Origin of the sequence: Nocardiopsis sp. NRRL B-16309, from assembly GCF_001279585.1 — a bacterium.
Lineage (GTDB): Bacteria > Actinomycetota > Actinomycetes > Streptosporangiales > Streptosporangiaceae > Nocardiopsis.
Genome location: NZ_LGEC01000089.1, coordinates 15,780 through 41,218, shown reverse-complemented (window position 1 = coordinate 41,218; position 25,439 = coordinate 15,780). Strand labels below are relative to the sequence as shown.

19 protein-coding genes and 3 tRNA genes are annotated in these 25,439 nt (G+C 69.9%); 3 read left to right on the top strand and 19 right to left on the bottom strand.

The window, feature by feature from the left end; all coding sequences use genetic code 11:
- The 5 genes from ADL05_RS20285 to rplJ all read right to left on the bottom strand — a co-directional run.
- A partial coding sequence (locus ADL05_RS20285) for a hypothetical protein (RefSeq protein ID WP_369800982.1) occupies positions 1-1,102 on the bottom strand: 1,102 nt, incomplete at its 3' end.
- Between the two features lie 140 nt (positions 1,103-1,242).
- Positions 1,243-5,121, bottom strand: a complete 3,879-nt coding sequence (locus ADL05_RS20280; RefSeq protein ID WP_053618574.1) for a DNA-directed RNA polymerase subunit beta' — start codon at positions 5,119-5,121, stop codon at positions 1,243-1,245.
- A gap of 34 nt (positions 5,122-5,155) precedes the next feature.
- On the bottom strand, positions 5,156-8,623 hold the full coding sequence (gene rpoB, locus ADL05_RS20275) for a DNA-directed RNA polymerase subunit beta (protein WP_053618573.1): 3,468 nt from the start codon (positions 8,621-8,623) through the stop codon (positions 5,156-5,158).
- A gap of 1,043 nt (positions 8,624-9,666) precedes the next feature.
- Positions 9,667-10,053 carry a 50S ribosomal protein L7/L12 gene (gene rplL, locus ADL05_RS20270; RefSeq protein WP_053618572.1) on the bottom strand — a complete coding sequence of 129 codons (387 nt, stop codon included), beginning with the start codon at positions 10,051-10,053 and terminating at the stop codon, positions 9,667-9,669.
- A 99-nt stretch (positions 10,054-10,152) separates the two neighbouring features.
- Complete coding sequence (rplJ, locus tag ADL05_RS20265; RefSeq protein ID WP_053618571.1) at positions 10,153-10,680, bottom strand: 50S ribosomal protein L10; 528 nt, start codon at positions 10,678-10,680, stop codon at positions 10,153-10,155.
- Between the two features lie 431 nt (positions 10,681-11,111).
- Here rplJ and ADL05_RS20260 point away from each other — a divergent pair, with 431 nt between their 5' ends.
- Entirely contained in the window at positions 11,112-11,969 is an 858-nt protein-coding gene (locus ADL05_RS20260) for a hypothetical protein (RefSeq protein WP_231640832.1), read from the top strand.
- Positions 11,970-12,050: 81 nt separating this feature from the next.
- Here ADL05_RS20260 and rplA read toward each other — a convergent pair whose 3' ends face one another.
- The 6 genes from rplA to ADL05_RS20230 all read right to left on the bottom strand — a co-directional run bounded on the left by rplA (position 12,051) and on the right by ADL05_RS20230 (position 16,700).
- Entirely contained in the window at positions 12,051-12,728 is a 678-nt protein-coding gene (gene rplA / locus ADL05_RS20255; protein WP_053618570.1) for a 50S ribosomal protein L1, read from the bottom strand.
- 88 nt (positions 12,729-12,816) lie between these two features.
- Positions 12,817-13,245 (bottom strand): 50S ribosomal protein L11, encoded by a 429-nt coding sequence (gene rplK, locus ADL05_RS20250; RefSeq protein WP_053618569.1) that lies wholly within the window; start codon positions 13,243-13,245, stop codon positions 12,817-12,819.
- Between the two features lie 252 nt (positions 13,246-13,497).
- Entirely contained in the window at positions 13,498-14,295 is a 798-nt protein-coding gene (nusG, locus tag ADL05_RS20245) for a transcription termination/antitermination protein NusG (protein ID WP_053618568.1), read from the bottom strand.
- A 197-nt stretch (positions 14,296-14,492) separates the two neighbouring features.
- On the bottom strand, positions 14,493-14,747 hold the full coding sequence (gene secE, locus ADL05_RS20240) for a preprotein translocase subunit SecE (protein ID WP_053618567.1): 255 nt from the start codon (positions 14,745-14,747) through the stop codon (positions 14,493-14,495).
- A gap of 92 nt (positions 14,748-14,839) precedes the next feature.
- Positions 14,840-14,912, bottom strand: a tRNA-Trp gene (locus tag ADL05_RS20235).
- Positions 14,913-15,059: 147 nt separating this feature from the next.
- Complete coding sequence (locus ADL05_RS20230; RefSeq protein WP_053618566.1) at positions 15,060-16,700, bottom strand: protein kinase; 1,641 nt, start codon at positions 16,698-16,700, stop codon at positions 15,060-15,062.
- A gap of 132 nt (positions 16,701-16,832) precedes the next feature.
- On the opposite strand from ADL05_RS20230, the gene ADL05_RS20225 reads away from it, so the two are divergent.
- Complete coding sequence (locus ADL05_RS20225) at positions 16,833-18,032, top strand: pyridoxal phosphate-dependent aminotransferase (RefSeq protein WP_053618565.1); 1,200 nt, start codon at positions 16,833-16,835, stop codon at positions 18,030-18,032.
- A gap of 78 nt (positions 18,033-18,110) precedes the next feature.
- Complete coding sequence (locus ADL05_RS20220) at positions 18,111-19,151, top strand: adenosine deaminase (protein ID WP_053618564.1); 1,041 nt, start codon at positions 18,111-18,113, stop codon at positions 19,149-19,151.
- Positions 19,152-19,228: 77 nt separating this feature from the next.
- On the opposite strand, the gene ADL05_RS20215 is transcribed toward ADL05_RS20220, so the two are convergent.
- From ADL05_RS20215 to ADL05_RS20180, 8 genes are all read right to left on the bottom strand, one after another.
- On the bottom strand, positions 19,229-19,822 hold the full coding sequence (locus tag ADL05_RS20215) for a TMEM165/GDT1 family protein (RefSeq protein ID WP_053618563.1): 594 nt from the start codon (positions 19,820-19,822) through the stop codon (positions 19,229-19,231).
- A gap of 394 nt (positions 19,823-20,216) precedes the next feature.
- On the bottom strand, positions 20,217-21,320 hold the full coding sequence (locus ADL05_RS20210; RefSeq protein ID WP_082376626.1) for a UDP-N-acetylmuramate dehydrogenase: 1,104 nt from the start codon (positions 21,318-21,320) through the stop codon (positions 20,217-20,219).
- Between the two features lie 35 nt (positions 21,321-21,355).
- On the bottom strand, positions 21,356-21,784 hold the full coding sequence (locus ADL05_RS20205; RefSeq protein ID WP_053618576.1) for a MaoC family dehydratase: 429 nt from the start codon (positions 21,782-21,784) through the stop codon (positions 21,356-21,358).
- A gap of 46 nt (positions 21,785-21,830) precedes the next feature.
- A complete protein-coding gene (locus tag ADL05_RS20200) occupies positions 21,831-22,274 on the bottom strand; it encodes a MaoC family dehydratase N-terminal domain-containing protein (RefSeq protein ID WP_053618562.1) in 444 nt (147 codons plus the stop codon).
- 170 nt (positions 22,275-22,444) lie between these two features.
- The gene (gene rpmG / locus ADL05_RS31210; protein WP_158613006.1) at positions 22,445-22,594 is read right to left on the bottom strand and encodes a 50S ribosomal protein L33; all 150 of its coding nucleotides are present in this window, start codon (positions 22,592-22,594) and stop codon (positions 22,445-22,447) included.
- A 113-nt stretch (positions 22,595-22,707) separates the two neighbouring features.
- A tRNA-Met gene (locus tag ADL05_RS20190) sits at positions 22,708-22,783 on the bottom strand.
- A 102-nt stretch (positions 22,784-22,885) separates the two neighbouring features.
- Positions 22,886-22,961: transfer RNA gene (locus ADL05_RS20185), tRNA-Thr, on the bottom strand.
- Between the two features lie 254 nt (positions 22,962-23,215).
- A complete protein-coding gene (locus tag ADL05_RS20180) occupies positions 23,216-25,303 on the bottom strand; it encodes an AAA family ATPase (protein WP_156365934.1) in 2,088 nt (695 codons plus the stop codon).
- Positions 25,304-25,439 lie beyond the last annotated feature (136 nt).

Genomic DNA, 25,439 nt, shown 5'->3' with positions numbered 1-25,439 from the left:
GCTCCGGCGTCCAGGCGCCCGCGTCGGAAGCCACAGGGCCGTCCAGACTCGGGTCGGCGCCCACCGGCGGGTCCCACGACTGGTCAGGACCGCTCCACGGAGCATCGTCCGTACGCGACGGCGTACCCCACGGGGCGTCATCCGCCGACGGTGCGGGATTCCACGCGTCGGAGTCCTCCGACCGGGCCGGGCCACGCGAATCCGCGTCAGGGCCGGAACCGGCGGAGTCCGGGTTCAGGGTCGCCCCGTCCGGCGCACCCCACGGCGCGTCATCTACGGGCCGCTCCGGCGTCCAGGCGCCCGCGTCGGAACCGACCGGGCCGTCCAGACTCGGGTCGGCGCCCACCGGCGCGTCCCATCGCGGCTCTCCCGCCGCCGGGGCGTCGGACGCGTCCCACGACGCGCTAGCACCGGGAACGCCGCCCAGGGGCCCGTCTGACGCGGGCCAGGACGAACCCTCGCCGGATCCCGGGGCCGGGTCCCACCCCGGACCGGATTCCCGCGCGGGGTTCCACGCCCCCGTGTCCGACCCGGCGGTCGCCGGATCGGCGGACGCGCCCTCCGGCGCGTTCCAGGAGACGCCGGTGGCCGACGGCTCCGGAGCGCCCCACGGGGTGTCGTCCGCGGTCGGCGCGTCCTCGGAGTCCGACTGCTGCGCGCCGGACGGAGCCCAGGAGTCGCGCCCCCACACCTCGTCGCCCGTCGAACCCGACTCCTCCGGCGGCAGCGGCACCTGGGCGCTCGCGGCCACACCGGGGAACCCCCGCTCCCCCGTGTCCTGGGCCGGGTCCTCGTCGTGGTCCCCGGGCACGCGGGTCAGGGGCTGGAAGGCCGCCTGGCTCGCGCCGGGGTAGGAGATGGCGTGCGTGGACGGCGGAGCCGCCGGCGGAGGGCCGCCGAGCGCCTCCGGGTACGGCTCCACCATGGGCGGGCGCGACGAGCTCAGCCCGGCATAGCCCCCGCTGTCCGGGAAGACCGCCGCGTCGTCATTCTCTTCCTCGAGCGGGTCCTGGTACTCGGACTGCGTGCGGTAGCGGTTCTCCGTCGGCTTGAACCACGAATCCGCCGCACCGGAGCCCCGTCCGCCCCCGTTTTCAGTCACTGTGTGCCTGCTCTCCAGCCGGCGCCGCAGCGCCCTCTCCCCGTCCACACCACCGTGTGCGGACCGACCACGGCGAACGGCGGCGGCACCACCCCCAGCCGGGGGTGGCTGACCGCCGCCGTCAGTTCAGCCAATCGCTCTTACCTGTTGTAGGGACCGAAGTCGTACTCCTCCAGCGGGACGGCCTCGCCCGAGCCCTGTCCGAAGGTGTACTCGCTCGGCTCCTCGTACCCGGAGACCGAGTACATCGAAGCCTTCGCCTCCTCGGTCGGCTCCACCCGGATGTTGCGGTACTGGGGGATACCCGTACCGGCCGGGATGAGCTTACCGATGATGACGTTCTCCTTGAGGCCCAGCAGCGGGTCGCTCTTACCGTGGATCGCGTTCTCGGTGAGCACCCGGGTCGTCTCCTGGAAGGAGGCCGCCGACAGCCACGACTCCGTGGCCAGCGACGCCTTCGTGATGCCGAGCAGGACCGGACGTCCGGCCGCGGGCTGACCGCCCTCGGAGACGACGCGGCGGTTGATCCGCTCGAACTTCGGCCGCTCCACCATCTCACCCGGCAGGAGCTCGGTGTCACCCGACTCCAGGATGTTCACCCGCTTGAGCATCTGGCGGACGATGATCTCGATGTGCTTGTCGTGGATGGACACACCCTGCGACTTGTACACCTCCTGGACCTCCGACACGAGGTGCTGCTGCACCGCGCGCGGGCCCTGGATACGGAGAACCTCGTGCGGGTTGATCGCACCCTGGATCAGCTGCTGGCCGACCGTGACGTGGTCACCGTCACTGACGAGCAGCTGGGCACGCATCGGCACCGGGTAGGCGATCTCGTCCGTGCCGTCGTCGGGAATGACGACGATCTTACGGCTCTTCTCGGTGTCGTCGATCCGGATCCGGCCCTCCATCTCGGAGATCGGGGCCACACCCTTGGGGATGCGGGCCTCGAAGAGCTCCTGGACACGGGGCAGACCGTGGGTGATGTCCTGACCGGCCGAACCACCCATGTGGAAGGTCCGCATGGTCAGCTGCGTACCGGGCTCACCGATGGACTGGGCCGCGATGATACCGATCGCCTCACCGACGTCCACCGGCTTGCCGGTGGCCATGGAGCGGCCGTAGCAGGTGGTGCACACACCGATCTTCGCCTCACAGGTCAGCGACGAGCGGATGCGCACCCGGGTCAGCCCGGCCGCCACCAGCTTGTCGATGTTCTGCTCGGAGGTGTCGCTCAGCGCGGGCAGCACCAGGTTGCCGTCGGCGTCCACGGTGTCCTCGGCCAGGGTGCGGCCGAAACCGGTGTTCTCGACGTTGTGCTTGCGCACCACGACTCCGGCGGCGTTCTTCTCGCCGACCTCGTGCCACAGCGACCGGTCGGTGCCGCAGTCGATCTCACGGACGATGACGTCCTGCGCGACGTCCACCAGACGGCGGGTCAGGTAACCCGAGTCGGCGGTACGCAGGGCGGTGTCGGCCAGACCCTTGCGCTGACCGTGCGTGGAGATGAAGTACTCCAGCACGGACAGGCCCTCGCGGTAGGAGGACTTGATCGGACGCGGGATCGTCTCACCCTTGGTGTTGGAGACCAGACCGCGGATACCGGCGATCTGACGCACCTGCATCGGGTTACCACGGGCGCCGGACTGGACCATCATCCACACCGGGTTGTCGGCGGGGAAGTTGTCCTCCATGTTCCGCGCGACCTCGGCGGTGGCCTGGGTCCACACCTCGGTGAGCTCCTGGCGGCGCTCGTCGTCGGTGATGAGACCGCGGTCGAACTCCCGCTGGATCTTGTCGGCCTTGCGGTCGTATCCGGAGAGGATCTCGGCCTTGCGCGGCGGCGCGACGACGTCCTCGATGCCGATGGTCAGGCCGGACCGGGTGGCCCAGCGGTAGCCGGCGTCCTTCAGGGCGTCCAGGGTCGTGGCGACCTGCACCTTGGGGTAGCCCTCGGCCAGGTCGTTGACCAGGGTCGAGACCTGCTTCTTGCCCACCTGGAAGTTGACGTACGGGTAGTCGACCGGGGTGGCCTCGTTGAAGAGGTACCGCCCCAGGGTCGTCTCCAGGGTGTAGGGCTCGCCCTGCTCCCAGCCCTCCGGCGGCGTCCAGTCCTTCGGCGCCGGGGCGCCGTCGGCGATCCGCAGGCGGATCTTCGCCTGCAGGTCCAGGTCGCCCAGGTCGTAGGCCATGATCGCCTCGGCCGGGGAGCGGAAGGCCCGCCCCTCGCCCGCGGCACCGGGCTTCTCCGTCGTCAGGTAGTACAGGCCGATGATCATGTCCTGGGTGGGCATGGTCACGGGCTTGCCGTCGGACGGCTTGAGGATGTTGTTCGTGGCCAGCATCAGCAGCCGCGCCTCGGCCTGGGCCTCGGCGGACAGCGGCAGGTGCACGGCCATCTGGTCACCGTCGAAGTCGGCGTTGAACGCCGTGCACACGAGCGGGTGGATCTGGATGGCCTTGCCCTCGACCAGCTGCGGCTCGAAGGCCTGGATGCCCAGGCGGTGCAGCGTCGGAGCACGGTTGAGCAGCACCGGGTGCTCGGTGATGACCTCTTCGAGGACGTCCCACACGACCGGACGGGACCGCTCCACCATGCGCTTGGCGCTCTTGATGTTCTGCGCGTGGTTCAGGTCGACCAGGCGCTTCATCACGAACGGCTTGAACAGCTCCAGGGCCATCTGCTTGGGCAGACCGCACTGGTGCAGCTTCAGCTGCGGGCCGACGACGATGACCGAACGGCCGGAGTAGTCGACGCGCTTGCCGAGCAGGTTCTGGCGGAACCGGCCCTGCTTGCCCTTGAGCATGTCGGACAGCGACTTGAGCGGACGGTTGCCCGGCCCGGTGACCGGGCGGCCGCGGCGGCCGTTGTCGAACAGCGCGTCGACGGCCTCCTGCAGCATCCGCTTCTCGTTGTTGACGATGATCTCGGGCGCGCCCAGGTCCAGCAGCCGCTTGAGGCGGTTGTTCCGGTTGATCACCCGGCGGTACAGGTCGTTGAGGTCGGAGGTCGCGAAGCGGCCACCGTCCAGCTGCACCATCGGACGCAGGTCCGGCGGGATGACCGGGATGCAGTCGAGCACCATGCCCATGGGGCTGTTGGTGGTGTTGAGGAACGCCGAGACGACCTTGAGCCGCTTCAGGGCGCGGGCCTTCTTCTGGCCCTTGCCCGTGCGGATGGTCTCCCGGAGCTTCTCCGCCTCGGTGTCCAGCTCGAAGTTGGCGAGCCGGTCCTGGATGGCCTGAGCGCCCATGCCGCCGCGGAAGTACTTCCCGAAGCGGTCCCGCATCTCGCGGTAGAGCATCTCGTCGCCCTCCAGGTCCTGGACCTTGAGGTTCTTGAAGCGGTTCCACACCTCGTCGAGGCGGTCGATCTCCCGCTGCGCGCGGTCGCGCAGCTGGCGCATCTCGCGCTCGGCGCCCTCGCGCACCTTGCGGCGCGCGTCGCCCTTGGCGCCCTGCTCCTCCAGCTCGGCGAGGTCGGCCTCCAGCTTGCGGTGGCGCTCCTCGATGGTGGAGTCGCGGCGCTGCTCCAGGTGCTGCTTCTCGACCGAGATCCGCGCCTCCAGGGACTGGAGGTCGCGCTCACGGGCGTCGGTGTCCACCCACGTGACCATGTAGGCGGCGAAGTAGATGATCTTCTCGAGATCCTTCGGCGCCAGGTCCAGCAGGTAGCCCAGACGGGAGGGCACGCCCTTGAAGTACCAGATGTGCGTGACGGGAGCGGCGAGCTCGATGTGGCCCATCCGCTCGCGGCGCACCTTGGCGCGGGTCACCTCGACGCCGCAGCGCTCACAGATGATGCCCTTGAAGCGGACGCGCTTGTACTTGCCGCAGTAGCACTCCCAGTCCCGGGTCGGGCCGAAGATCTTCTCGCAGAAGAGTCCGTCCTTCTCGGGCTTCAGGGTGCGGTAGTTGATGGTCTCGGGCTTCTTGACCTCGCCGTGCGACCACTGGCGAATGTCGTCGGCCGTGGCCAGGCCGATGCGCAGCTCGTCGAAGAAGTTGACGTCGAGCACTTAATTCGTCCCCTGCTCTCGAAACATGCGGAAGTTAGACCTCTTCGACACTGCTCGGCTCGCGCCGACCCAGGTCGATTCCCAGTTCTTCCGCGGCGCGGAAGACGTCCTCGTCGCTGTCCCGCATCTCGATGGACATACCGTCACTGGACAGCACCTCCACGTTCAGACAGAGCGACTGCATCTCCTTGATGAGCACCTTGAAGGACTCAGGGATGCCCGGCTCGGGGATGTTCTCGCCCTTGACGATGGCCTCGTAGACCTTGACCCGGCCCACCACGTCGTCGGACTTGATGGTGAGCAGCTCCTGGAGGGCGTAGGCGGCGCCGTAGGCCTCCAGGGCCCACACCTCCATCTCACCGAAGCGCTGGCCGCCGAACTGCGCCTTACCGCCCAGCGGCTGCTGGGTGATCATGGAGTACGGGCCGGTGGAGCGCGCGTGGATCTTGTCGTCCACGAGGTGGTGGAGCTTCAGGATGTACTTGTAGCCGACGGAGATCGGCTCGGCGAAGGGCTCACCGGTGCGGCCGTCGAACAGGAGGGCCTTGCCGTCCTCGTTGATGAGGCGGTTGCCGTCCTTGTTGGGGCGCACCGACTGGATCAGGCCGGACAGCTCGTCACCGCGCAGGCCGTCGAACACCGGCGTCGCGACGCGGGAGTTCGGCTCGACCTCGGCGGCGCCGATGTCGTGCAGCGACTTCTGCCAGGCCTCCTCGGCCCCCTCGACCAGCCAGCCGTTCTTGGCCAGCCACCCCAGGTGGACCTCCAGCACCTGTCCGACGTTCATCCGGCCGGGCACGCCCAGCGGGTTGAGGATGATGTCGACGGGCGTGCCGTCCTCCAGGAACGGCATGTCCTCCTGCGGCAGGATCTTGGAGATGACGCCCTTGTTGCCGTGACGGCCGGCGAGCTTGTCACCGTCGGTGATCTTGCGCTTCTGGGCCACGTAGACGCGGACCATCTCGTTGACGCCGGGCGCGAGCTCGTCGCCGTCCTCGCGGCTGAACACGCGGACGCCGATGACCTTGCCGGTCTCGCCGTGCGGCACCTTCAGGGAGGTGTCGCGGACCTCGCGCGCCTTCTCACCGAAGATGGCGCGCAGCAGGCGCTCCTCCGGGGTCAGCTCGGTCTCGCCCTTGGGCGTGACCTTGCCGACGAGGATGTCGCCGTCGACGACCTCGGCGCCGATGCGGATGATGCCCCGGTCGTCGAGGTCGGCCAGGACCTCCTCGCTGACGTTGGGGATCTCGCGGGTGATCTCCTCCGGGCCCAGCTTGGTGTCACGGGCGTCGACCTCGTGCTCCTCGATGTGGATCGAGGAGAGGACGTCGTCCTGCACCAGGCGCTGGGAGAGGATGATCGCGTCCTCGTAGTTGTGGCCCTCCCACGACATGTACGCCACGAGGAGGTTCTTGCCCAGCGACATCTCGCCCTGGTCCGTGGACGGACCGTCGGCCAGGACCTGCTTGGCCTCGACCCGCATGCCCTCGGCGACGATGGGGCGCTGGTTGAAGCAGGTGCCCTGGTTGGAGCGCTGGAACTTGCCCATGCGGTACGTCTTGCGCGTGCCGTCGTCGGCCATCACGGTGACGTAGTCGGCGGTGACGTCCTCGACGACACCGGCCTTCTCGTTGAGGACGACCTCACCGGCGTCGGTGGCGGCGCGGTACTCCATGCCGGTGCCCACGAAGGGCGACTCGGCGCGCAGCAGCGGCACGGCCTGGCGCTGCATGTTGGAACCCATGAGCGCGCGGTTGGCGTCGTCGTGCTCCAGGAACGGGATCATGGCGGTGGCGACCGACACCATCTGGCGCGGCGACACGTCCATGTAGTCGACCTCGTCGGTGCTGACCTGCTCGAACTCGCCGCCCTTACGGCGGACGAGCACGCCGGCCTCGGCGAAGGTGCCGTCCGGGTTGGTCGGCGTGTTCGCCTGCGCGATGACGTAGAGGTCCTCCTCGTCCGCGGTCAGGTAGTCGACCTGGTCGGTGATCCGACCGTCGACGACCCGGCGGTAGGGGGTCTCCACGAAACCGAACGAGTTCACGCGGCCGTACCCGGCGAGCGAGCCGATCAGACCGATGTTCGGTCCTTCGGGCGTCTCGATCGGGCACATGCGGCCGTAGTGCGAGGGGTGGACGTCGCGGACCTCGAAGCCGGCGCGCTCACGGGACAGACCGCCCGGACCCAGCGCCGAGAGGCGGCGCTTGTGGGTCAGACCCGCGAGCGGGTTGGTCTGGTCCATGAACTGGGACAGCTGCGAGGTGCCGAAGAACTCCTTGATGGAGGCGACGACGGGACGGATGTTGATCAGGGTCTGGGGCGTGATCGCCTCGACGTCCTGGGTCGTCATCCGCTCGCGCACGACGCGCTCCATGCGGGCCAGGCCCAGGCGGACCTGGTTCTGGATGAGCTCGCCGACGGTGCGCAGGCGGCGGTTGCCGAAGTGGTCGATGTCGTCGGTCTCGATCGGACGGAGGCCGCGGACGGTCTCCTTCTCCACCTCGCCCGCGTGCAGGCGGACCATGTAGTCGATCGTGGCGACGATGTCCTCTTCGGTCAGCGTGCCCTGCGTGTAGTCGGCGTCCAGGCCGAGCTTCTTGTTGATCTTGTAGCGGCCGACCTTCGCCAGGTCGTAGCGCTTGGGGTTGAAGTAGAGGTTCTCCAACAGCGCCTGGGCCGACTCCTTCGTGGGCGGCTCTCCCGGACGCAGCTTGCGGTAGATGTCCAGCAGGGCGTCGTCGGTACCGGCGGTCGGGTCCTTCTCCAGGGTGTTGCGGATCGACTCGTACTGGCCGAAGCGCTCCAGGATCTGGTCGGTCGTCCAGCCCAGCGCCTTGAGCAGGACGGTGACGCCCTGCTTGCGCTTGCGGTCGATGCGGACGCCGACGAAGTCCCGCTTGTCGACCTCGAACTCCAGCCAGGCACCCCGCGAGGGGATGACCTTGCAGCCGAAGAGGTCCTTGTCCGAGGTCTTGTCGAGCGACTTGTCGAAGTACACGCCCGGGGAGCGGACCAGCTGGGACACGACGACGCGCTCGGTGCCGTTGATGATGAAGGTGCCCTTGACGGTCATGAGCGGGAAGTCGCCCATGAACACCGTCTGGCTCTTGATCTCACCGGTGTCGTTGTTGATGAACTCCGCCGTGACGAACATCGGGGCGGAGTAGGTCATGTCCTTGTCCTTGCACTCCTCTTCGGAGTACTTGGGCGGCTCGAACCGATGGTCGCGGAACGACAGCGACATCGTGCCCGAGAAGTCCTCGATAGGACTGATCTCCTCGAAGATCTCTTCGAGGCCGGACTGCTCCGGAACGTCCTTGCGGCCAGCGTTTCGGGCCGTCTCTACCCGGGTCTTCCACTTGTCGTTGCCCAGCAGCCAGTCGAACGACTCGGTCTGCAGAGCAAGCAGGTTCGGGACCTCGAGTGGTTCCTGAATACGGGCGAATGAAACGCGGTGCGGACCAAGGGCGTCAGCGGAGGCGTTGCGCGAGGCTGCCAACAGGGGTCCTTCCGAAGGCTTGTGGCGGTTGAAGCGCGCACGCCAGACGATCCGTCACGAGAAGGACCGCCGCAACGCGGTTGAGACGGTCACATCGAGCGGGAACGGGCCTACCGTGTCCAGACGAAACGGGATGGGCGGCAGCCGTACTCCGACACAGGGATCACCAAAGGGCAGCGCAAAAGAGCAGTGTAGCCGAACACTACACCGCTGTCCACTCACGCTTCACAGCACCACTCACGACACCGGCAGGATCGCCCGCGAAGGGCGATCCGTCAAGCCCACCGGCCTCCGAATCTTCGCCGGAGGGCGGATTCGGACCCGATCCGGAGCCTGTGGCCCCATGGCTGAGCGAACGCGCCTGCCCTGGCTCCCAGGGGGTTCGGGGAGCCGTCGGACACCCGGAAGGATTCCCCCGCCCCCACCGGGTAAACACTCTCCCCGGAGCCCGTCAAGAAACCCGAGACGGGAGATTATCGCGTCCCACGGACCTTTCGCACACGAGGGTGTGGGGTTCGGGGCGCTTCACGCCGGGTCCTTCGTCGTCGCTACTGCCTGGCTCGTTCCTCGCTGGCGGCAGAGACTCCTCCTGCAGGCACCGGCACGCCCCTCACCCCTGTGTCTTCTTTGGGCCGCCGCTCGTCCCTCGCTTTGGCCCGGATAGACCCCCTGGGGCTGAGGCACGCTGTGCGGCCAACCCTAACCCGCTGGGGGTCATGGTTAGCGGAACGGCTCACCACGACCCCCTGCACCTCAAGACCAGGGGGTTGGACGTGGCCGTTCAGCCTGCGGGACCACAGGGGGTGTCGCGAGGGGCGCGCCAGTGTTCTGCAGGAGGAGACGGGGCCGCCGCGAGGGACGAGCAAGGCAAGTCGACGACGAAGAACATCTGGCCTCCAGCGCCCCGAGCACGGGGCCAAAGCGAGGAACGAGCGGCGGCCCCCAGAAAACACGGATGCCCCAAAAAGCACAACGGCCGCCCCTCCCGACGGAGGGACGGCCGCGTGTGCGCAGACCAGCGGGACTCTGGGCCCCGCGGAGGACTACTTGAGGGTGACGGTGGCGCCGGCGCCTTCGAGAGCGGCCTTGGCCTTCTCAGCGGCTTCCTTGTTGGCGCCCTCGAGCAGAGCCTTCGGAGCGTTGTCGACCAGGTCCTTGGCCTCCTTGAGGCCCAGGCTCGTGAGGCCGCGGACCTCCTTGATGACCTGGATCTTCTTGTCACCGGCGGACTCGAGGATGACGTCGAACTCGGTCTGCTCCTCGGCGGCCTCGGCGGCGCCGCCACCGGTGCCCGGGGCAGCGACGACGGCGGCCGGAGCGGCGGCGGTGACGTCGAACTTGTCCTCGAAGAGCTTCACGAACTCGGACAGCTCGAGAAGGGTCATCTCCTCGAACGCGGCAAGCAGGTCCTCGTTGCTGAGCTTCGCCATGATGCGATCTCTCTTTCTCTACAGACACGCGCACCCGACGGCGTCACGTGCGAGCCTTCGGCCGGGCGCCGTCGCGGCACCCGCCGTGGTTCAAAGGGTTTAAGCGGCTTCCTCGTTGCGCTTGTCCGCCAGAGCCTGCGCGAGACGCACAGTCTTGGAGGGCAGCGCCTGGAAGACGGCGGCGGCCTGGCCCTGCTTGGCCTTGAGCGCACCGGCCATCTTCGAGAGGAGAACCTCGCGGGACTCCAGGTCGGCCAGCTTGGTGATGTCCTCGGCGCTCATCGACTTGCCGTCGATGACGCCGCCCTTGATCACCAGCGGCGAGTTCGCCTTCGAGAAGTCACGCAGACCCTTGGCGGCCTCGACCACGTCGCCGTGGACGAAGGCGATGGCGGACGGTCCCTCGAACAGGTCCTTGACCTGCTCCTCCAGACCCGCCTGGTTCGCCGCGATCTTGGTCAGCGTGTTCTTGACGATGCGAAAACGCGCGTTCTGGCCGAGGCTACGGCGCAGCTCGGTGAGCTGAGCCACACTGAGCCCCCGGTATTCGGTCAGCACGGCGCCGTTCGACTCACGGAACTCGTCCGTGAGTTCGGCGACCGCAGCTGCCTTGTCCGGCCTCGCCATGGGACTCCTTCCAACAGTGAACGCTGGTTGGTCCCCAAGGACTCACGCGATCGGCGTCAGCACGAGAGAAAGCCCCGAGCGCGAGGCGCACGGGGCACATCCGCGTTCGCTCGGGGCATGCGCCCCCGGAACGGGAAAGCTTGAGTGACACCTGCGCGGGCGCCCATCGCGGATGGGTCCTTAGGTCACCCGTTCGGGTGACGACCAGCGGTCTTCGGCAAGAACCCAGCGTACCGGACGGCGGGCGTCCTTCGCACACCGGAATCGGCGCCCGTGGACGAGGCGTGCCTCACCCCCGCCGCGCGACCGCGCCCGCCGCCCCGGCGTCCCCTTCGGTCGGGTTCGTCCTCCGCACGTGCCACCATGTGACGGTAGTGGGCATCCCCGCTCGCCGACGTGCCCCTCCCCCGACACGAGAAAGCGAATCTCCCGTGAAGACCACCAAGCCGGGCCTCTTCGCCGCCGGCTCCATGACCCTCGCCCTCGCTCTGAGCGCCTGTGGCGCCCCTGAGGAGGAGCCGGAGGGCACCCCGTCCGACGCCGCCGCGGACGAGGGCGAGAGCGGCAGCGCCGGCGTCCTGGAGCTGCTCGGCGACCTCGCCTCCCGCACCGAGGCCGTCGACAACTACACCCTCGACATGGACATCACCTCGACCGACCCCGAGCTCGGCGAGACGGAGATGACCTTCACGTACGAGGTGATGGCCGACCCGCAGGCCGCTCAGGTGACCGTGTTCATGCCGGCCATGGGCGAGATGCTCGCCGAGCTCGCCGAGCTGGGCGGCTCCGGCTCGGACCTGAGCACCGAGGAGCTGAGCACCTCGATCGTCATCGTGCCCGCCGAGGGCGAGATGCTGGTGTCGAACCACAACGGCCTCCAGGAGGTCGACACCGCCTGGGCCCGCGGCACCGCGGGTGAGGGCCAGCAGCCCGTCACCGAGAACATGTTCGACACCTCCGAGCTTCCCAAGGTCGCGGGCGCGGTCGCCTCGATCGACACGATGGAGGAGACCGGGACCGAGGAGGTCGACGGGGTCTCGACCACCGTCCTGGAGGGGTCGTTCACCCCCGAGGACCTGGAGGCGGTGGAGGACGACCAGCGCAGCGCCCTGAACGAGCTCGTCGGCGGCGTCGACGACGCCATGGACGTGGCCATCTGGATCAGCGACGACGGCTTCCCCATGCGCATGGACTTCAGTGACGAGGTCTCCGACGTCTCGATGGTCTACTCCCTGCTGGGCGAGACCTCCTTCGAGATGCCCGCCGAGGACGAGATCACCGACCTCTAGCGCCATCACCGCCGACACGGTCGAACGACGACGGCCCCCGGATCCCGCACGGGATCCGGGGGCCGTTCGGCCTCGCGAAGACTAGGCGTCGAGCGGGATGCTCGGACCCATGGTCGTGGTGACCACGGCCTTCTTGATGTAGCGGCCCTTGGCGGCGGACGGCTTGATGCGGTTCACCTCGTCGATCGCGGCCTGGTAGTTCTCCAGCAGCTTGCTCTCGTCGAACGACAGCTTGCCGATGATGAAGTGCAGGTTCCCGTGGCGGTCGACGCGGAACTCGATCTTGCCGCCCTTGATCTCGGTGACGGCCTTGGCGACGTCCGGGGTGACGGTGCCCGTCTTGGGGTTGGGCATGAGGCCGCGCGGACCGAGCACGCGGCCGAGGCGGCCGACCTTGCCCATGAGGTCCGGGGTGGCCACGACGGCGTCGAAGTCGAGGAAACCGTTGAGGATCTCCTGGACGAGGTCGTCGTCACCGACGTAGTCCGCTCCGGCGGCGCGAGCCTGCTCCGCACGGTCACCGGTCGCGAAGACCAGGACCCGGGCGGTCTTACCGGTGCCGTTGGGCAGGTTCACGGTGCCGCGGACCATCTGGTCGGCCTTGCGCGGGTCGACGCCCAGGCGCAGGGCGACCTCGACGGTCGGGTCGAACTTGGTGGTGGAGGTGTCCTTGGCGAGCTTCACGGCCTCGGCGGGGCTGTAGAGCTTGTCACGGTCCACCAGCTCGCTGGCTTTGCGGTGGTTCTTGCTGCGCTTCACGCTGTTCTCCTTGAGGGAACGTGTGGTCGGTGGGCCAGCGCCTGGCCCTGCCACGGTGGTTCTGTTCGTCGAGCGCCCCGGTGGGGGACTACTTGACCTCGATGCCCATCGAGCGGGCGGTGCCGGCGACGATCTTGGCGGCGGCCTCGATGTCGGTGGTGTTGAGGTCCGGCAGCTTGGTCTGCGCGATCTCGCGGACCTGCTCGGCGGTGATGGAACCGGCGTTGCCGCGCCCCGGGGTGGTGGCGGCCTTGTCCAGGCCGGCCGCCTTGAGGATCAGCTTGGGCGCCGGCGGCGTCTTGGTGACGAAGCTGAAGGAACGGTCCTCGTAGATGGAGATCTCTACGGGGATGACGTTGCCGCGCTGGGCTTCCGTGGCAGCGTTGTACTGCTTGCAGAAGTCCATGATGTTGACGCCGTGCGGACCGAGCGCGGTACCGACGGGCGGCGCCGGGGTCGCCTGACCGGCGGGGAGCTGCACCTTGACGAGTGCGGCCAGTTTCTTCTTCGGAGGCATATCGGGTCCTTTGCCTGATGTGCGGTGTGAGCTGGTCCCCGCCCTCCCTGTACGGCGTCGGGCATCCGTGCTGGACGCGGCCGACGCCGGTGCCGAAGAGGGCGCGCCCCGTGTTCGGGACACGGGAGCGACGGCCCGCCGGGACCGGGCGGACCGGAGTACACCCCGCCGGAGCGGGGTGCTGGAGTGGGTCCGCCCGAAGGCGGACCCACCAAGTCTACGCGTCCCGGGCAGGTGCCCGGGCGGGACCGATCAGATCTTGGCGACCTGGGTGAAGGAGAGCTCGACCGGGGTCTCGCGGCCGAAGATCGACACGAGCACCTTGAGCTTCTGGGTGTCCGGGTTGATCTCGCTGACGGTGGCGGGCAGCGTGGCGAACGGGCCCTCCATCACGGTGACGGACTCGCCGACCTCGTAGGCCACGTCGGAACGCGCCTCGGAGACACCGCCGCCCTTGGCCTGCTGCGCCTGCTCCGGCTCCACCTCGGGCTCGGGCGCCAGGAGCTTGGCGACCTCGGTGAGGCTCAGCGGGGCGGGCTTGTTGGACAGGCCCACGAATCCGGTCACACCGGGGGTGTTGCGGATGGCCGACCACGACTCGTCGGTGAGGTCCATGCGGACCAGCACGTAGCCGGGCAGGACCTTCTCGGTGACCTGCTGGCGCTTGCCGCTCTTGACCTCGGTGACCTCGTGCTCGGGCACCTCGACCTGGAAGATGTAGTCCTCCATGTTGAGCGACTGCGTACGGCTCTCGACGTTGGCCTTGACCCGCTTCTCGTAGCCCGCGTAGGTGTGCACGACGTACCAGTCGCCGGGGAGCAGGACAAGCTCGTTCTTGAACTCTTCGACGGGGTCCAGCCGGGGCTCTTCGGTCTCCGTCGGCTCGGCGGACTCGACGCTCTCGACGTCGGTGTCCTCCTCGGTCGCGCCGGACTCGGCCGCGACCTCCGAAGGCTCCTCGACAGGCTCGCCCAGGCCGGTCTCATCCGCCGACGACTGATCCGGCTCCTCTTCGGGGAAGTCGTCAGAGGTCAGTGGGGACTCGGACACGGCTGCTCTTTCTCTCGTCGGATTCGCTAGTGCGGGTCGACGCACGCCGAACAGCGCTCCACGTCGAACCCGGTTCTGCCAGCTTACGGTCTTTCCGGGCGGAGCGGGACCAACGCGCGGACGAGGAGGGAGCCGGCGGCCGGAGGGCGGACGCCGTGGCCGCCGCTCATGGCGAGCGGCGTTCCACGGGTGGCGGCCTAGACCCCGGCGGGACGGCCGAGGGTGGAGTAGAGCCAGGTCACGGCCTCACCGAAGGCGAAGTCCAGAAGGGAGACGTAGGCCAGGATCATCACCACGAACACCAGGACGACGATGGTGTAGGTCACCAGCTCCCGGCGCGTGGGCCAACGGACCTTGCGCAGCTCTCCGACGACCTGCTTGACGAAGTCCACCGGACCCGTGCGACGCTTGGGCTCCTTGTGGGGCTTGGCGTCGGCGTCAGTCTGAGTCACCTGGGGTCCTTAGGGTCGCGGGCTGCTCGATGTCCCCGTTGTTCCTTGGCCTGTGGCCCGGTGCGCCTGGGCGCACCGGGCTTGCGAACGTGCAGGGCAGGAGGGACTCGAACCCCCAACCGCCGGTTTTGGAGACCGGTGCTCTGCCAATTGAGCCACTGCCCTTAGCGGAAACTGCGTTCCCCACCATAGCCGGTCCGCACGAGGTACGCACACCGTGAACCATGTAACACCCTGGCCACGACCGACCGGCGCGAGAGAGTCTAAGCCCAACCGCCCACTCCGGCCAAACCGCTTTCCGCGGACACCGGGTCAGGAGTCGAGCCTGGCCGCCTGCATGGTGGTCAGACGGCGCACGAAGAGGAAGGCGGCGACCGCCGCCGCCACGGTCAGTGCCTGGGCGCCGAGGTAGCTCCGGAGCCGGAACAGGAAGGGAGCGGTTTCATGCCAGAAGGCGTTCTCCAGTACCGGATCGGGAAAGAGGACCGGCCAGGTCAGGAAGACGGCCAGCCACAAGACCCACCACGTGTGCAGGAGCCCCGCTGGAGCCATCGCCTCGCCGGAGGGACTTGAAGCGTGCCACATGTCATCGCTGATCTGCTTCGGCAGGAAGAGGTTGCCCACAGGTACGAACCAACCCCACACCGCCGCCGACCGGCTGTAGCGCAGCCTGCCGGGTGCGAACCCTTCGGCGACGGCGCGCACCCGTGAGAACCAGAGCAACCAGGCCACCGCCAGTGCCGCGTGGACGAGGACCTGGCACGAATAGAGAAAGGGGGTGTACTCCGCAGGACTGCCCATGACCCGGTGGAAGTGCACGTGCAGGCCCACGGTGGTCACCGCGAGCACAACGATGAGGCCGAGCAGCACGTAGATCGCCAGCCGGTACCCGTCTGCCGGGTGCGGCGGGGTGCCGCCGCTCGCGCGCCGGCGCTCTTGCGCCAGCAGGGTCGGACCGGACGGCGCCGGAGGCGACGTCGGGGTCTCCATCCCTGGCGTGGGCCCACTGGACGGCCGGGACGACGAAGGGGACGCCGGAGCGGGCGTGCCCTCGGGCGCAGGCCCCACCGCCGTCGCCACCAGTGTCCGCCGCTCGGTGACGACCTGGGTGAGCTCCTCCGGCAGCCACCGTCCGGGACCGATCCCCTCGCTCAGCGCGGCGAGCCGGTCCAGGACCTCCCGCACCGCGGGCCGGGCCCCGGGTTCCTTGGCCAGGCAGGCGCCGACCACGTCGGCCAGTTCCGGCGGCAGGCCAGCCAGGTCGGGCGGTGTGTGGACGACCCGGTAGACCACGGCGTGGACGGGGCCGTCGCCGAAGGGGCCGCGGCCCGTGGCCGCGTAGGCGAGTACGCACCCCAGCGAGAACACGTCGGACTCGGGACCGACGGCCCTCTCCCCCGTCGCCTGCTCGGGGGACATGAACGCGGCCGTGCCCAGCACCGTGGACGTACGGGTGTACGACGTGGTGTCGAGGGCGCGGGCGATCCCGAAGTCGATCAGTCGCGGCCCGTCCTCGGCCAGGATCACGTTGGCCGGCTTGAGGTCGCGGTGCACCACCCCGCTCGCGTGCACCGCCGCCAGCCCCTCGGCCAGGCCCGCGCCGAGCACGGCCACCGACTCCAGCGGCAGCGGGCCGTGGCCCGTCACGGCCTGGTGCAGCGAGGGCCCCGGGATGTAGGCGGTGGCCAGCCACGGCGGGTCGCCCTCCGGGTCGGCGTCCACGACCTGCGCGGTATAGAAACCGCCGACCTTCCGGGCGGCGGCGGCCTCGGTGGCGAACCGGCGCCGGAAGTCGGGGTCCCCGGCCAGTTCGGGGCGCACGACCTTGACCGCGACCATGCGCCCGCCGGGGGAACGCCCCAGGAACACCTGCCCCATGCCGCCCAGCCCGAGGCGCCCGTGCAAGCGGTAGGGGCCGATACGGGTGGGGTCCGCGTCGCTCAGAGGGGCCATGGCACCGCTTCCGTGGGGGTTCGCCGGATCGGTCCCGATGATCCCAGAACGCCGTGTGCGCCGTCACCCCTTCGCGTGTACGGGCCGCCCGGTCTCCCCGCCGATCGGGGCACCGCGTGCCACCATGGAGCCATGACTGACCGACCCCGTATCTCCGCACGTATCGGTGCCATCTCCGAGTCCGCCACCCTGGCCGTGGACGCCAGGGCCAAGGCCATGAAGGCGGAGGGCCGCCCCGTCATCGGCTTCGGCGCGGGCGAGCCGGACTTCCCGACTCCGGACTACATCGTCGAGGCCGCCGTCGCGGCCGCCCGCGAGCCCCGGTTCCACCGCTACACGCCGGCCGGCGGACTGCCCGAGCTGCGGAAGGCGATCGCGGAGAAGACCGCGCGCGACTCCGGCTACGAGGTGGGGCCCGCCCAGGTCCTGGTCACCAACGGCGGCAAGCAGGCGATCTACGAGGCCTTCGCCGCCATGCTCGACCCGGGCGACGAGGTCATCGTCGTCGCCCCGTACTGGACCACCTACCCCGAGTCCATCAAGCTGGCCGGCGGCGTCCCCGTCTACGTCGTCACCGACGAGAGCACCGGCTACCTGGCCTCGGTGGAGCAGCTGGAGGCCGCGCGCACCGAGCGGACCAAGGTCCTGGTGTTCGTCTCCCCGTCCAACCCGACCGGGGCCGTCTACCCGCGCGAGCAGGTCCGCGCCATCGGCCGCTGGGCCGAGGGCCACGGGCTGTGGGTCCTCACCGACGAGATCTACGAGCACCTGGTCTACGGTGACGCGGAGTTCACCTCCCTGCCCGTGGAGGTCCCCGGGATCGCCGACCGCACGGTCGTCGTCAACGGTGTGGCCAAGACCTACGCCATGACCGGCTGGCGCGTGGGGTGGATCATCGGCCCCGAGGACGTCGTGAAGGCGGCGGGCAACCTGCAGTCGCACGCCACCTCCAACGTCGCGAACGTCTCCCAGGCCGCCGCGCTGGCGGCCGTCTCGGGCGACCTCGCGGCCGTGGAGAGGATGCGGGAGGCCTTCGACCGCCGCCGTCGGACGATCGTGCGCATGCTCAACGACATCGACGGCGTCCTCTGCCCGGAGCCGCAGGGCGCCTTCTACGCCTACCCCTCGGTCAAGGGGCTGCTGGGCCGGGAGATCCGCGGCAGGCGGCCGCAGACCTCCGCGGAGCTGGCCGAACTCATCCTGGAGCAGGCCGAGGTCGCCGTGGTCCCGGGCGAGGCCTTCGGGACCCCGGGCTACCTGCGCCTGTCCTACGCGCTGAGCGACGAGGACCTGGCCGAGGGCGTCGGCCGGATCCAGAAGCTGCTGGCGTGACCGCACGGGAGCGCCCCCGTGGGGGCGCTCTCGCGGTTCCCGCCCCCACGGGGTCCCCGTATGAGGCAGACTCACGTCATGGAGACACCGATCAGCGCCCGCCGATTGGACCGGCTGCCCAAAGCGCACCTGCACCTGCACTTCACCGGCTCGATGCGGCACTCGACCATGGTCGAACTGGCCGGCGAGCACGGGATCCACCTCCCCCAGGCCCTGGTGACGGAGTGGCCTCCCCGGCTCCGGGCCACGGACGAACGCGGCTGGTTCCGCTTCCAGCGCCTGTACGACATCGCCCGCTCGGTCCTGCGCCGCCCGGAGGACATGTACCGCCTCCTGCGCGAGGCCGCCGAGGACGAACGGGCCGCGGGGTCGTCCTGGCTGGAGATCCAGGTCGATCCGAGCGGGTACGCCGCACTGTTCGACGGCTTGACCGCCACCCTGGAGCTGATCCTGGACGCCGCCCGTGCTGCCGAGCACGACACGGGCGTGTCGATCGGCCTGATGGTGGCGGCCAACCGCACGCGGCACCCGCTGGACGCCAGGGCCCTGGCCCGGCTGGCGAAGCAGTACGCGGGCCGCGGAGTGGTGTCCTTCGGCCTCAACAACGACGAGCGGCGGGGGCGCGCCCGCGAGTTCGAGGCGGCGTTCCGGATCGCCAGACGGGCCGGGCTGCTCTCGGCCCCGCACGGGGGCGAGCTCCAGGGGCCCACGAGCATCCGGGAGTGCCTGGACGAGCTCAACGCGGACCGGGTGGGCCACGGGGTCCGGGCGGTGGAGGACCCGCACCTGGTGGAACGGATCGCCACGCAGGGCGTCACGCTGGAGATCTGCCCCACGTCCAACATCGGTCTGGGCGTGTACAACGAGATGGAGCACCTGCCGCTGCGCCGGCTCTTCGACGCGGGCGTGCCCATCGCGCTGGGCACCGACGACCCCCTGCTCTTCGGCCCCCGCCTGGAGGAGCAGTACCGGCTGGCCCGCGAGGTCTTCGGCTTCGGCGACGACGAACTGGCCGAGCTCGCCCGGATGTCCATCCGTGGCTCGGGCGCCCCGGACTCCCTCAAGAAGGACCTCCTGTCGGGGGTCGACGCCTGGCTGGCCGCCCCGCCGGAGTCGTAGGCACTCCTCGGGCCCGGATCCTGGACCCCGGTCCGCGGCCCCGGCCTTCCCCAGGGCGTGTTCCGCGGACACTCGCCCTACGCCAGCAGCATCCACGCGCCCTGGCCGACCATGGCGGTGCCGGCGACGAAGAACAGCGCGGCGGCCCCGACCTGGATGGCCCGTTCCGGGAGCTTCTTGCCGAGGACGGCGCCGATGGCGATGGCGATGGCGTCCGCGGCGACCATGCCGACCGTGGAGCCGATCCACACCGGCAGCCAGTGGTACTGCGTGCCGACGGTGATGGTGGCGAGCATCGTCTTGTCGCCGAGTTCGGCCACGAGGAAGACCACGAACACCGTGGCGAACCCCGAGCGGATCCGCCGGGACGCCGCGCGCGCCTCGTCCTTCGGCGTCATCTCGTCGCCGCGCAGGGTCCAGAAGCCGAAGATCAGGAACGCCAGGCCGGCGATGAGCGTCACCCAGTCCGTGGGGATCGCGGAGCCCAGCACCTCGGCGACGAAGACGCTCGCCACGTGCACGAGCGCGGTGGCGGCGGTGATGCCGAGCAGGACGGTGAGCACGCGGTGGCGCGTCGCCAGGGACATCGCGACGAGCTGGGTCTTGTCACCCATTTCCGCGACGAAGATGGCGAGGGCGCTGACCACCAGGCCCATGGAGAACGCGGTCACGAATCCTCCTCCTCGCTTCAGAGGTGCTCTGGGGCGGAAGGAGGCGGTGGACGCCCCTCCAACCCGGTCGTTTCCTACCGGGTCAAAGGTCTCGTCCGCCTTCACTCCGATGCCTCGCCGGAACGGTCCGGGAGCCGGAACCGGCGACGACCAGGACTGGAAAGCCCAGGTCACGCGGCCGGAGTGGGCTCGTGCGACCGGGCCGACGGACGGCCAGTGTGTCGATCGCACGGATTGGGGACTACTCCCCTTCGACTGGTCCGACTTTAGCAAAGAATGGCGGATGCGCAATTCATTGCACAGTCCAATCGAATTATCAGCTAGCCCGCAAAAACAAGTTCGCCGCGCCTAACTGAGAAATTAGGCGCGGCAGAATTCTGACGTTTGCGAGGCGCTACAGCGACACGCCCACCATGACCGGCTCGTTGACCAGGCGGACGCCGAACGCCCGTTCCACCCCGGCGCGGACCTCGCGGGCCAGCTCCAGCAGGTCCCGGGTGCTCGCGCCCCCGGGGTTGGTCAGCGCGAGCGTGTGCTTGCCGGAGATGCGGGCCGGGCCGTCGCCGTAGCCCTTGGTGAACCCGGCCCGGTCGATCAGCCAGGCGGCGGACAGCTTGACCCGGCCGTCGGCGTCCGGGTGGCCCGGAACCTCCGTGCCGGGGCCCAGCAGCGCGGCGGCGCGCTCCCGCACGGCGTCGAACTCGGCGGCGCTCAGCACCGGGTTGGTGAAGAAGGAACCGGCACTGCGCGTGTCGGGATCGGCGGGGTCCAGGACCATGCCCTTGCCCCGGCGCAGTCCGAGAACGGTCTCCCTGGCCTGCTCCAGCGGCACCCGGGCCCCGGCCTCGGTGCCCAGGGCGCGGGCGACCTCGGCGTAGCGGATGGGGCGGCTGAGCGGCGACCGGCGCAGGGCGAAGACGACCTCGCAGACCACGTACCGGTCGTCGCCCTTGAAGACGCTGTCCCGGTAGGTGAACCCGCAGTCGGCGTTGCCCATGACGCGGCGCTCACCGGTCGTGCGGTCGTAGACCAGGACCTCGCGGACGGTCTGGCTCACGTCCTGGCCGTAGGCGCCGACGTTCTGGATGGGGGTGGAGCCCACCCGCCCGGGGATCCCGGACAGGAACTCGATCCCGCTGAGGCCCTCGGCGACGGTGCGCTCGACGAGGGGGTCCCACTCCACACCGGCCTCGGCCCGCAGCAGGACGACGTCCTCGCCCTCCCGGGCGTCGGTACCCGCCTCCTCGAACCACATGCCCCGCGCGTCGGCGTGGACCACGGTCCCCGGGAAGCCGTCGTCGGCGACCACCAGGTTGCTCCCGCCGCCCAGGACCAGGACGGGCTCGCCCGCGGCGTCGGCGGCGGCGACCGCCGCGACCAGATCGTCGGTACCGCCCGCCACGACCATGGTCTTGGCGGGGCCGCCCAGCCCGAGGGTCGTGTAGTCGGCGAGCAGCGCTCGTTCCTCGGGGGCGGTGGCTTCGTGGACTGCGGACACGGTGTTACCTCATCGCTTCGCTGTGCTGGGCGCGCTCAGGCCAGGCGCACGAGGGCCTTGGCCTGCACCAGGACCTTCGCGCCGCCGGAGCGTGCGGTCAGTAGGACGGCGACCGTCCCGTCGTCGTTCTTGGCCTTGACCTTCCCGCCCACGGTGATCTCGGCCCCCTCGTCGTCGTCGGGGACCACCACCGGCGCGGAGAAGCGCACGGAGTAGTCGACGACGCAGCCGGGGTCCCCGGTCCAGTCGGTGAGCACCCGCGCCGCCTCGGCCATGGTGAACATGCCGTGCGCGATGACGTCCGGCAGACCGACCGACTTGGCGAAGCGCTCGTTCCAGTGGATGGGGTTGAAGTCGCCGGAGGCGCCCGCGTAGCGGACCAGGTCCAGGCGGCGGACCGGGAAGGTCCGCTCGGGGAGTTCGGTGCCGACCTCGACGTCGGCGTGGCGCAGCCTGCTGCTCACGGTCACGTACCTCGCGTTCCTGGTGCTCGAAGTGCTCGAAGTGGCTCTACTCGCCACGGACCACGAGCATCATGCTCGTGGTGACGACGTGCTCGCCGTCGTCGGCCGTGGCGACCGTCTCCAGGGTGAGCAGCTCGTTGCCGCCGAGGGACTTGATCCCGGTGATGCGGGTGACGGCGCTGAGCACGTCGCCCGCGTGCAGCGGACGCGTGTAGTGGAAGCTCTGGTCGCCGTGCACGACGCGCGAGAAGTCGACGCCGAGCGCGGGGTCGGCGATCGCCTGCGCTGAGCCGGCCATGCCCAGGATGACCGGGAAGGTCGGGGGCGCGATCACGTCGGGGTGGCCCGCGGCCTTGGCCGCCGCCCGGTCGACGTAGACCGGGTTGGGGTCGTTGACCGCCTCGGCGAACTCGCGGATCTTGCCCCGGGTCACCTCGTAGACCTCCGGCGCGGGGTACTCCCGGCCGAGGTAGTCAGGATTGATCGCCACGCTCTCCCTCTCCTGGTTCTGCTGACCGGGAGGCACGGTCCCGGACACACGAACAGCCCGGTGAGTGGATCACTCACCGGGCTGGAAGTCTAGCCTGCCCCCGTGTCACGGGAGGCGGCGCAACGGCTCGCGCGGGACCGGCGACCAGGCGCCGACCGACGAACCCGCGACTAGCGGGTCTCGCGGTGCTCGTTGTGCTTGCGGCAGTTCGGGCAGAACTTCTTGATCGCGAGCCTGTCGGGGGTGTTCCGACGGTTCTTGCGCGTGATGTAGTTCCGGTGATTGCACTCCTGGCAGGCCAGGGTGATCTTCGGCCTCACGTCTGTGGCAGCCACTTCGGAGTGCCTTTCTCGCTGGAGACAGTACCTAGGCGCAGTAGAACACTGCAAAGCGCCCGCGACGACCCCTGAGGAGAACTCAGGGGTCAGCGGGTTGGTAGCGGAGGCCGGACTTGAACCGACGACACAGCGATTATGAGCCGCTTGCTCTACCGACTGAGCTACTCCGCCCCGATCGACGGGCGATAATACGATACCTCGTATCTCCCCCGGTTCCGGCCGGTAGATGCTCCACCGGCCACCCACCTGAGTGGACCGGACCGCATCAAGTGGTGGAGCCCCTTTACGGAATCGAACCGTAGACCTTCTCCTTACCATGGAGACGCTCTGCCGACTGAGCTAAAGGGGCGCGCTGCTGGGCTTTCTCTCGTCCGCCCCGGGGGTGTTGCCCCCTTGCGCTGGTCATGACTATACAGGTCTTCGGGGGTGCTCTGCCAAATCGAATACCGGGCCGCCGCGGACCCCCCGGGCGCGCACCCCGCTCACCCGGCCGACGCGGACGCGAAAGCCCTGGCCAGAGGGCGTTCCTCCGACCGCGGGGGCCGCCCGAACGGCCGTGGAGGCGGCCGTCCGTGTGACGCGGACCGCTCTCCCCGAGCCGCCTCAGGCGTCCCCGTCCGAGAGCCACACGTTCGACATGGCGTCGCGGTTGATGGTCCGGATGGCCGCCGGCAGCCCCAGCCTGCGCAGCGCGTCCGAGAGCCGCGTGTCGTGCGTGAACACGATGAGCTGCCGGTGGCGACCCACCTCCGCCAGGACCGTGGCCAGGCCCTCCACCGTCTCGGTGTCCATGGCCTGGACCGGGTCGTCCAGGAGCAGGAACCCGAACGGGTTGCCGTCCACCAGCGTGCGCGGGAGGCAGATCGACAGCGCCAGCGCCTGGAACTCGCCCTGGCTGAGCAGTCCGGGCGCGCTGGTCTGGTCGCCGACCCCGTCCACGGCCACGTCCACCTCGACCCGGCGCCGGGCGCCGCGGCCGATCAGCCGCATGCCCTGGAGGTCGATGTGGCGCTCCTGGCGCAGCCGGAACCACACCTGCTCCGCCTGCGCGGCCACCGGCCCCAGGCGCTCGGCCCGCAGCGCCCGTGCCTGGTCCGACAGCCAGGTGAGCGCCGCCTCGGCGTCGGCGAGGGTGTCCCTGGCGGCGATGGCGTCCTGGGCGTCGTCCAGCCAGCGCGACAGCCGCTCCGCCAGCTCCGACCAGCCCTCGGTGGGGTCCTCCAGGCGCTCACCGGCGTCCCTGCGGGCGCTGAGGGCCGCCGAGCGCAGCTTGCGGCCGACCGACTCGATGTGCTCGGCCAGCTCCGCGAGGTCCTCGATGTCCGAGCCCGACTCCCACAGCGCCCAGACCTGCCCGAGTTCGCTGTCCGGCGGCAGCCAGGAGGGCGCGGGCGAGAGCAGGAAGCGCGCCTGGTCGCGGGCGGCGTCGGCGCGGTCGTAGGCGGCCGCGGCCGTCGCGGCCTGGGCCCGCAGCCCGCGCAGCTGGGCGTTGGCCCGCCGCACCCAGTCGGCTCCGATGGCACCGGGCGCCGCACAGGTGGGGCAGGTGGTGTCCGTGGGGTGGCGCTTGTGGTGTTCGAGCGCCTGTTCCAGCAGCCGGACCACACCGTGGGCGTGGTCGCCCTTGGTGCCCGCGGCCATGGCCAGCTCCATGGAGGCGCCGCGCAGCTCGTTGACCACGTCGCTCATGACGGTGCGCTCGGGCACCGACAGGCGCCGCAGCCGGCGCAGCACCACGTGGTGGGCCGGGTCGGCCGGGCCGTCGTCGGCGGCGATGCGGCGCAGGGCCTCGACGTCGAGGGCGGGCCCGGTGAGGATCTGGGCGGCCTGGGCGGCACGCGGATCGCTCGACCCGTGCAGGGCGTCCACCAGCAGCCGCGACTCCCGGCCCGGGCGGTCCCGGCGCTTGGCGAGCGCGTCGCAGACCTTGGCCAGGCGTCGTTCCGCCTCGGCCAGACCGGTGAGCCCCAGCAGCGCCGTCAGGGTGTCGTAGAGCTCCGCCGAGCGGCCGGTGACCGTGCGGCCGAGCTCGTCGTAGGACAGGAAGGGGCGGTAGCGGACGAGGTTCTCGCCCCAGTCCAGTGTGCGCAGCGCCGAGGTCTCGCCGTCGGGGTGGACCACCTCGCCGCGCGCCGAGCGCACGCTCTCGCCCGTCCAGCGGCGGCTGATCCGGGTGGGGCCCGGGTCGCCGGCGATGTGGATGTCGACGCTGGCCTCGGTGCGCTCGTCGTAGTGCAGGTTGCGCCAGCCGTCGCGCCAACCCGTGGGCATGGCGTCCCAGCGGGGGTTGCGGCCGGTGAGGGCCGCCTCGGCGGCCTCGGCGAAGCTGGACTTGCCGGAGCCGTTGCGTCCGACGATGACCGTCAGTCCGGGGCCCGGCGGGAACGACAGCTCGGCGGGGCGGCCGATGCCGCGGAAGCCCTGGACGCGGATGCCGGTGAGGTAGGCGCGGCGCACCCGGCCGGCGGGCGGGGCCGGGGTCCCGCCCGGTGGGGCGTCGGGGAGGCGCTCGCCCTCCAGCAGCGCCGCCAGGGCGTCGTCGCCCCAGAGCGCGGCGTTGACCCATGACCGCACGTTCGAGGACAGCCCCGCGTGGGCGAGGGCGTCCAGGATCTTCGTCGTCGTGGGGTCGTCGGCGGGCGGTGGATCGCTCCGCCCGCCACCGTCGATCACCTCGGTTCCCCGAGTCACCTGCGCCACCCCGATCCTTCGTCGTACCTGCACAAGCAGACTAGGACAGAACGGAAAACCCGGGGCCGGAGCCTCCCGATCAACGGCGGCGGCCGTCGCCGGGCGCGCGGCCGGCCACCGGCCGTCCGCCCCGCGG

Excerpts from the sequence above, each read along its gene's own strand:
- rplK (WP_053618569.1), bottom strand. The coding sequence starts at position 13,245 with ATGCCTCCGAAGAAGAAACTGGCCGCACTCGTCAAGGTGCAGCTCCCC.
- rplJ (WP_053618571.1), bottom strand. The coding sequence starts at position 10,680 with ATGGCGAGGCCGGACAAGGCAGCTGCGGTCGCCGAACTCACGGACGAG.
- rplL (WP_053618572.1), bottom strand. The coding sequence starts at position 10,053 with ATGGCGAAGCTCAGCAACGAGGACCTGCTTGCCGCGTTCGAGGAGATG.
- ADL05_RS20225 (WP_053618565.1), top strand. The coding sequence starts at position 16,833 with ATGACTGACCGACCCCGTATCTCCGCACGTATCGGTGCCATCTCCGAG.
- ADL05_RS20220 (WP_053618564.1), top strand. The coding sequence starts at position 18,111 with ATGGAGACACCGATCAGCGCCCGCCGATTGGACCGGCTGCCCAAAGCG.
- ADL05_RS20230 (WP_053618566.1), bottom strand. The coding sequence starts at position 16,700 with ATGGCCCCTCTGAGCGACGCGGACCCCACCCGTATCGGCCCCTACCGC.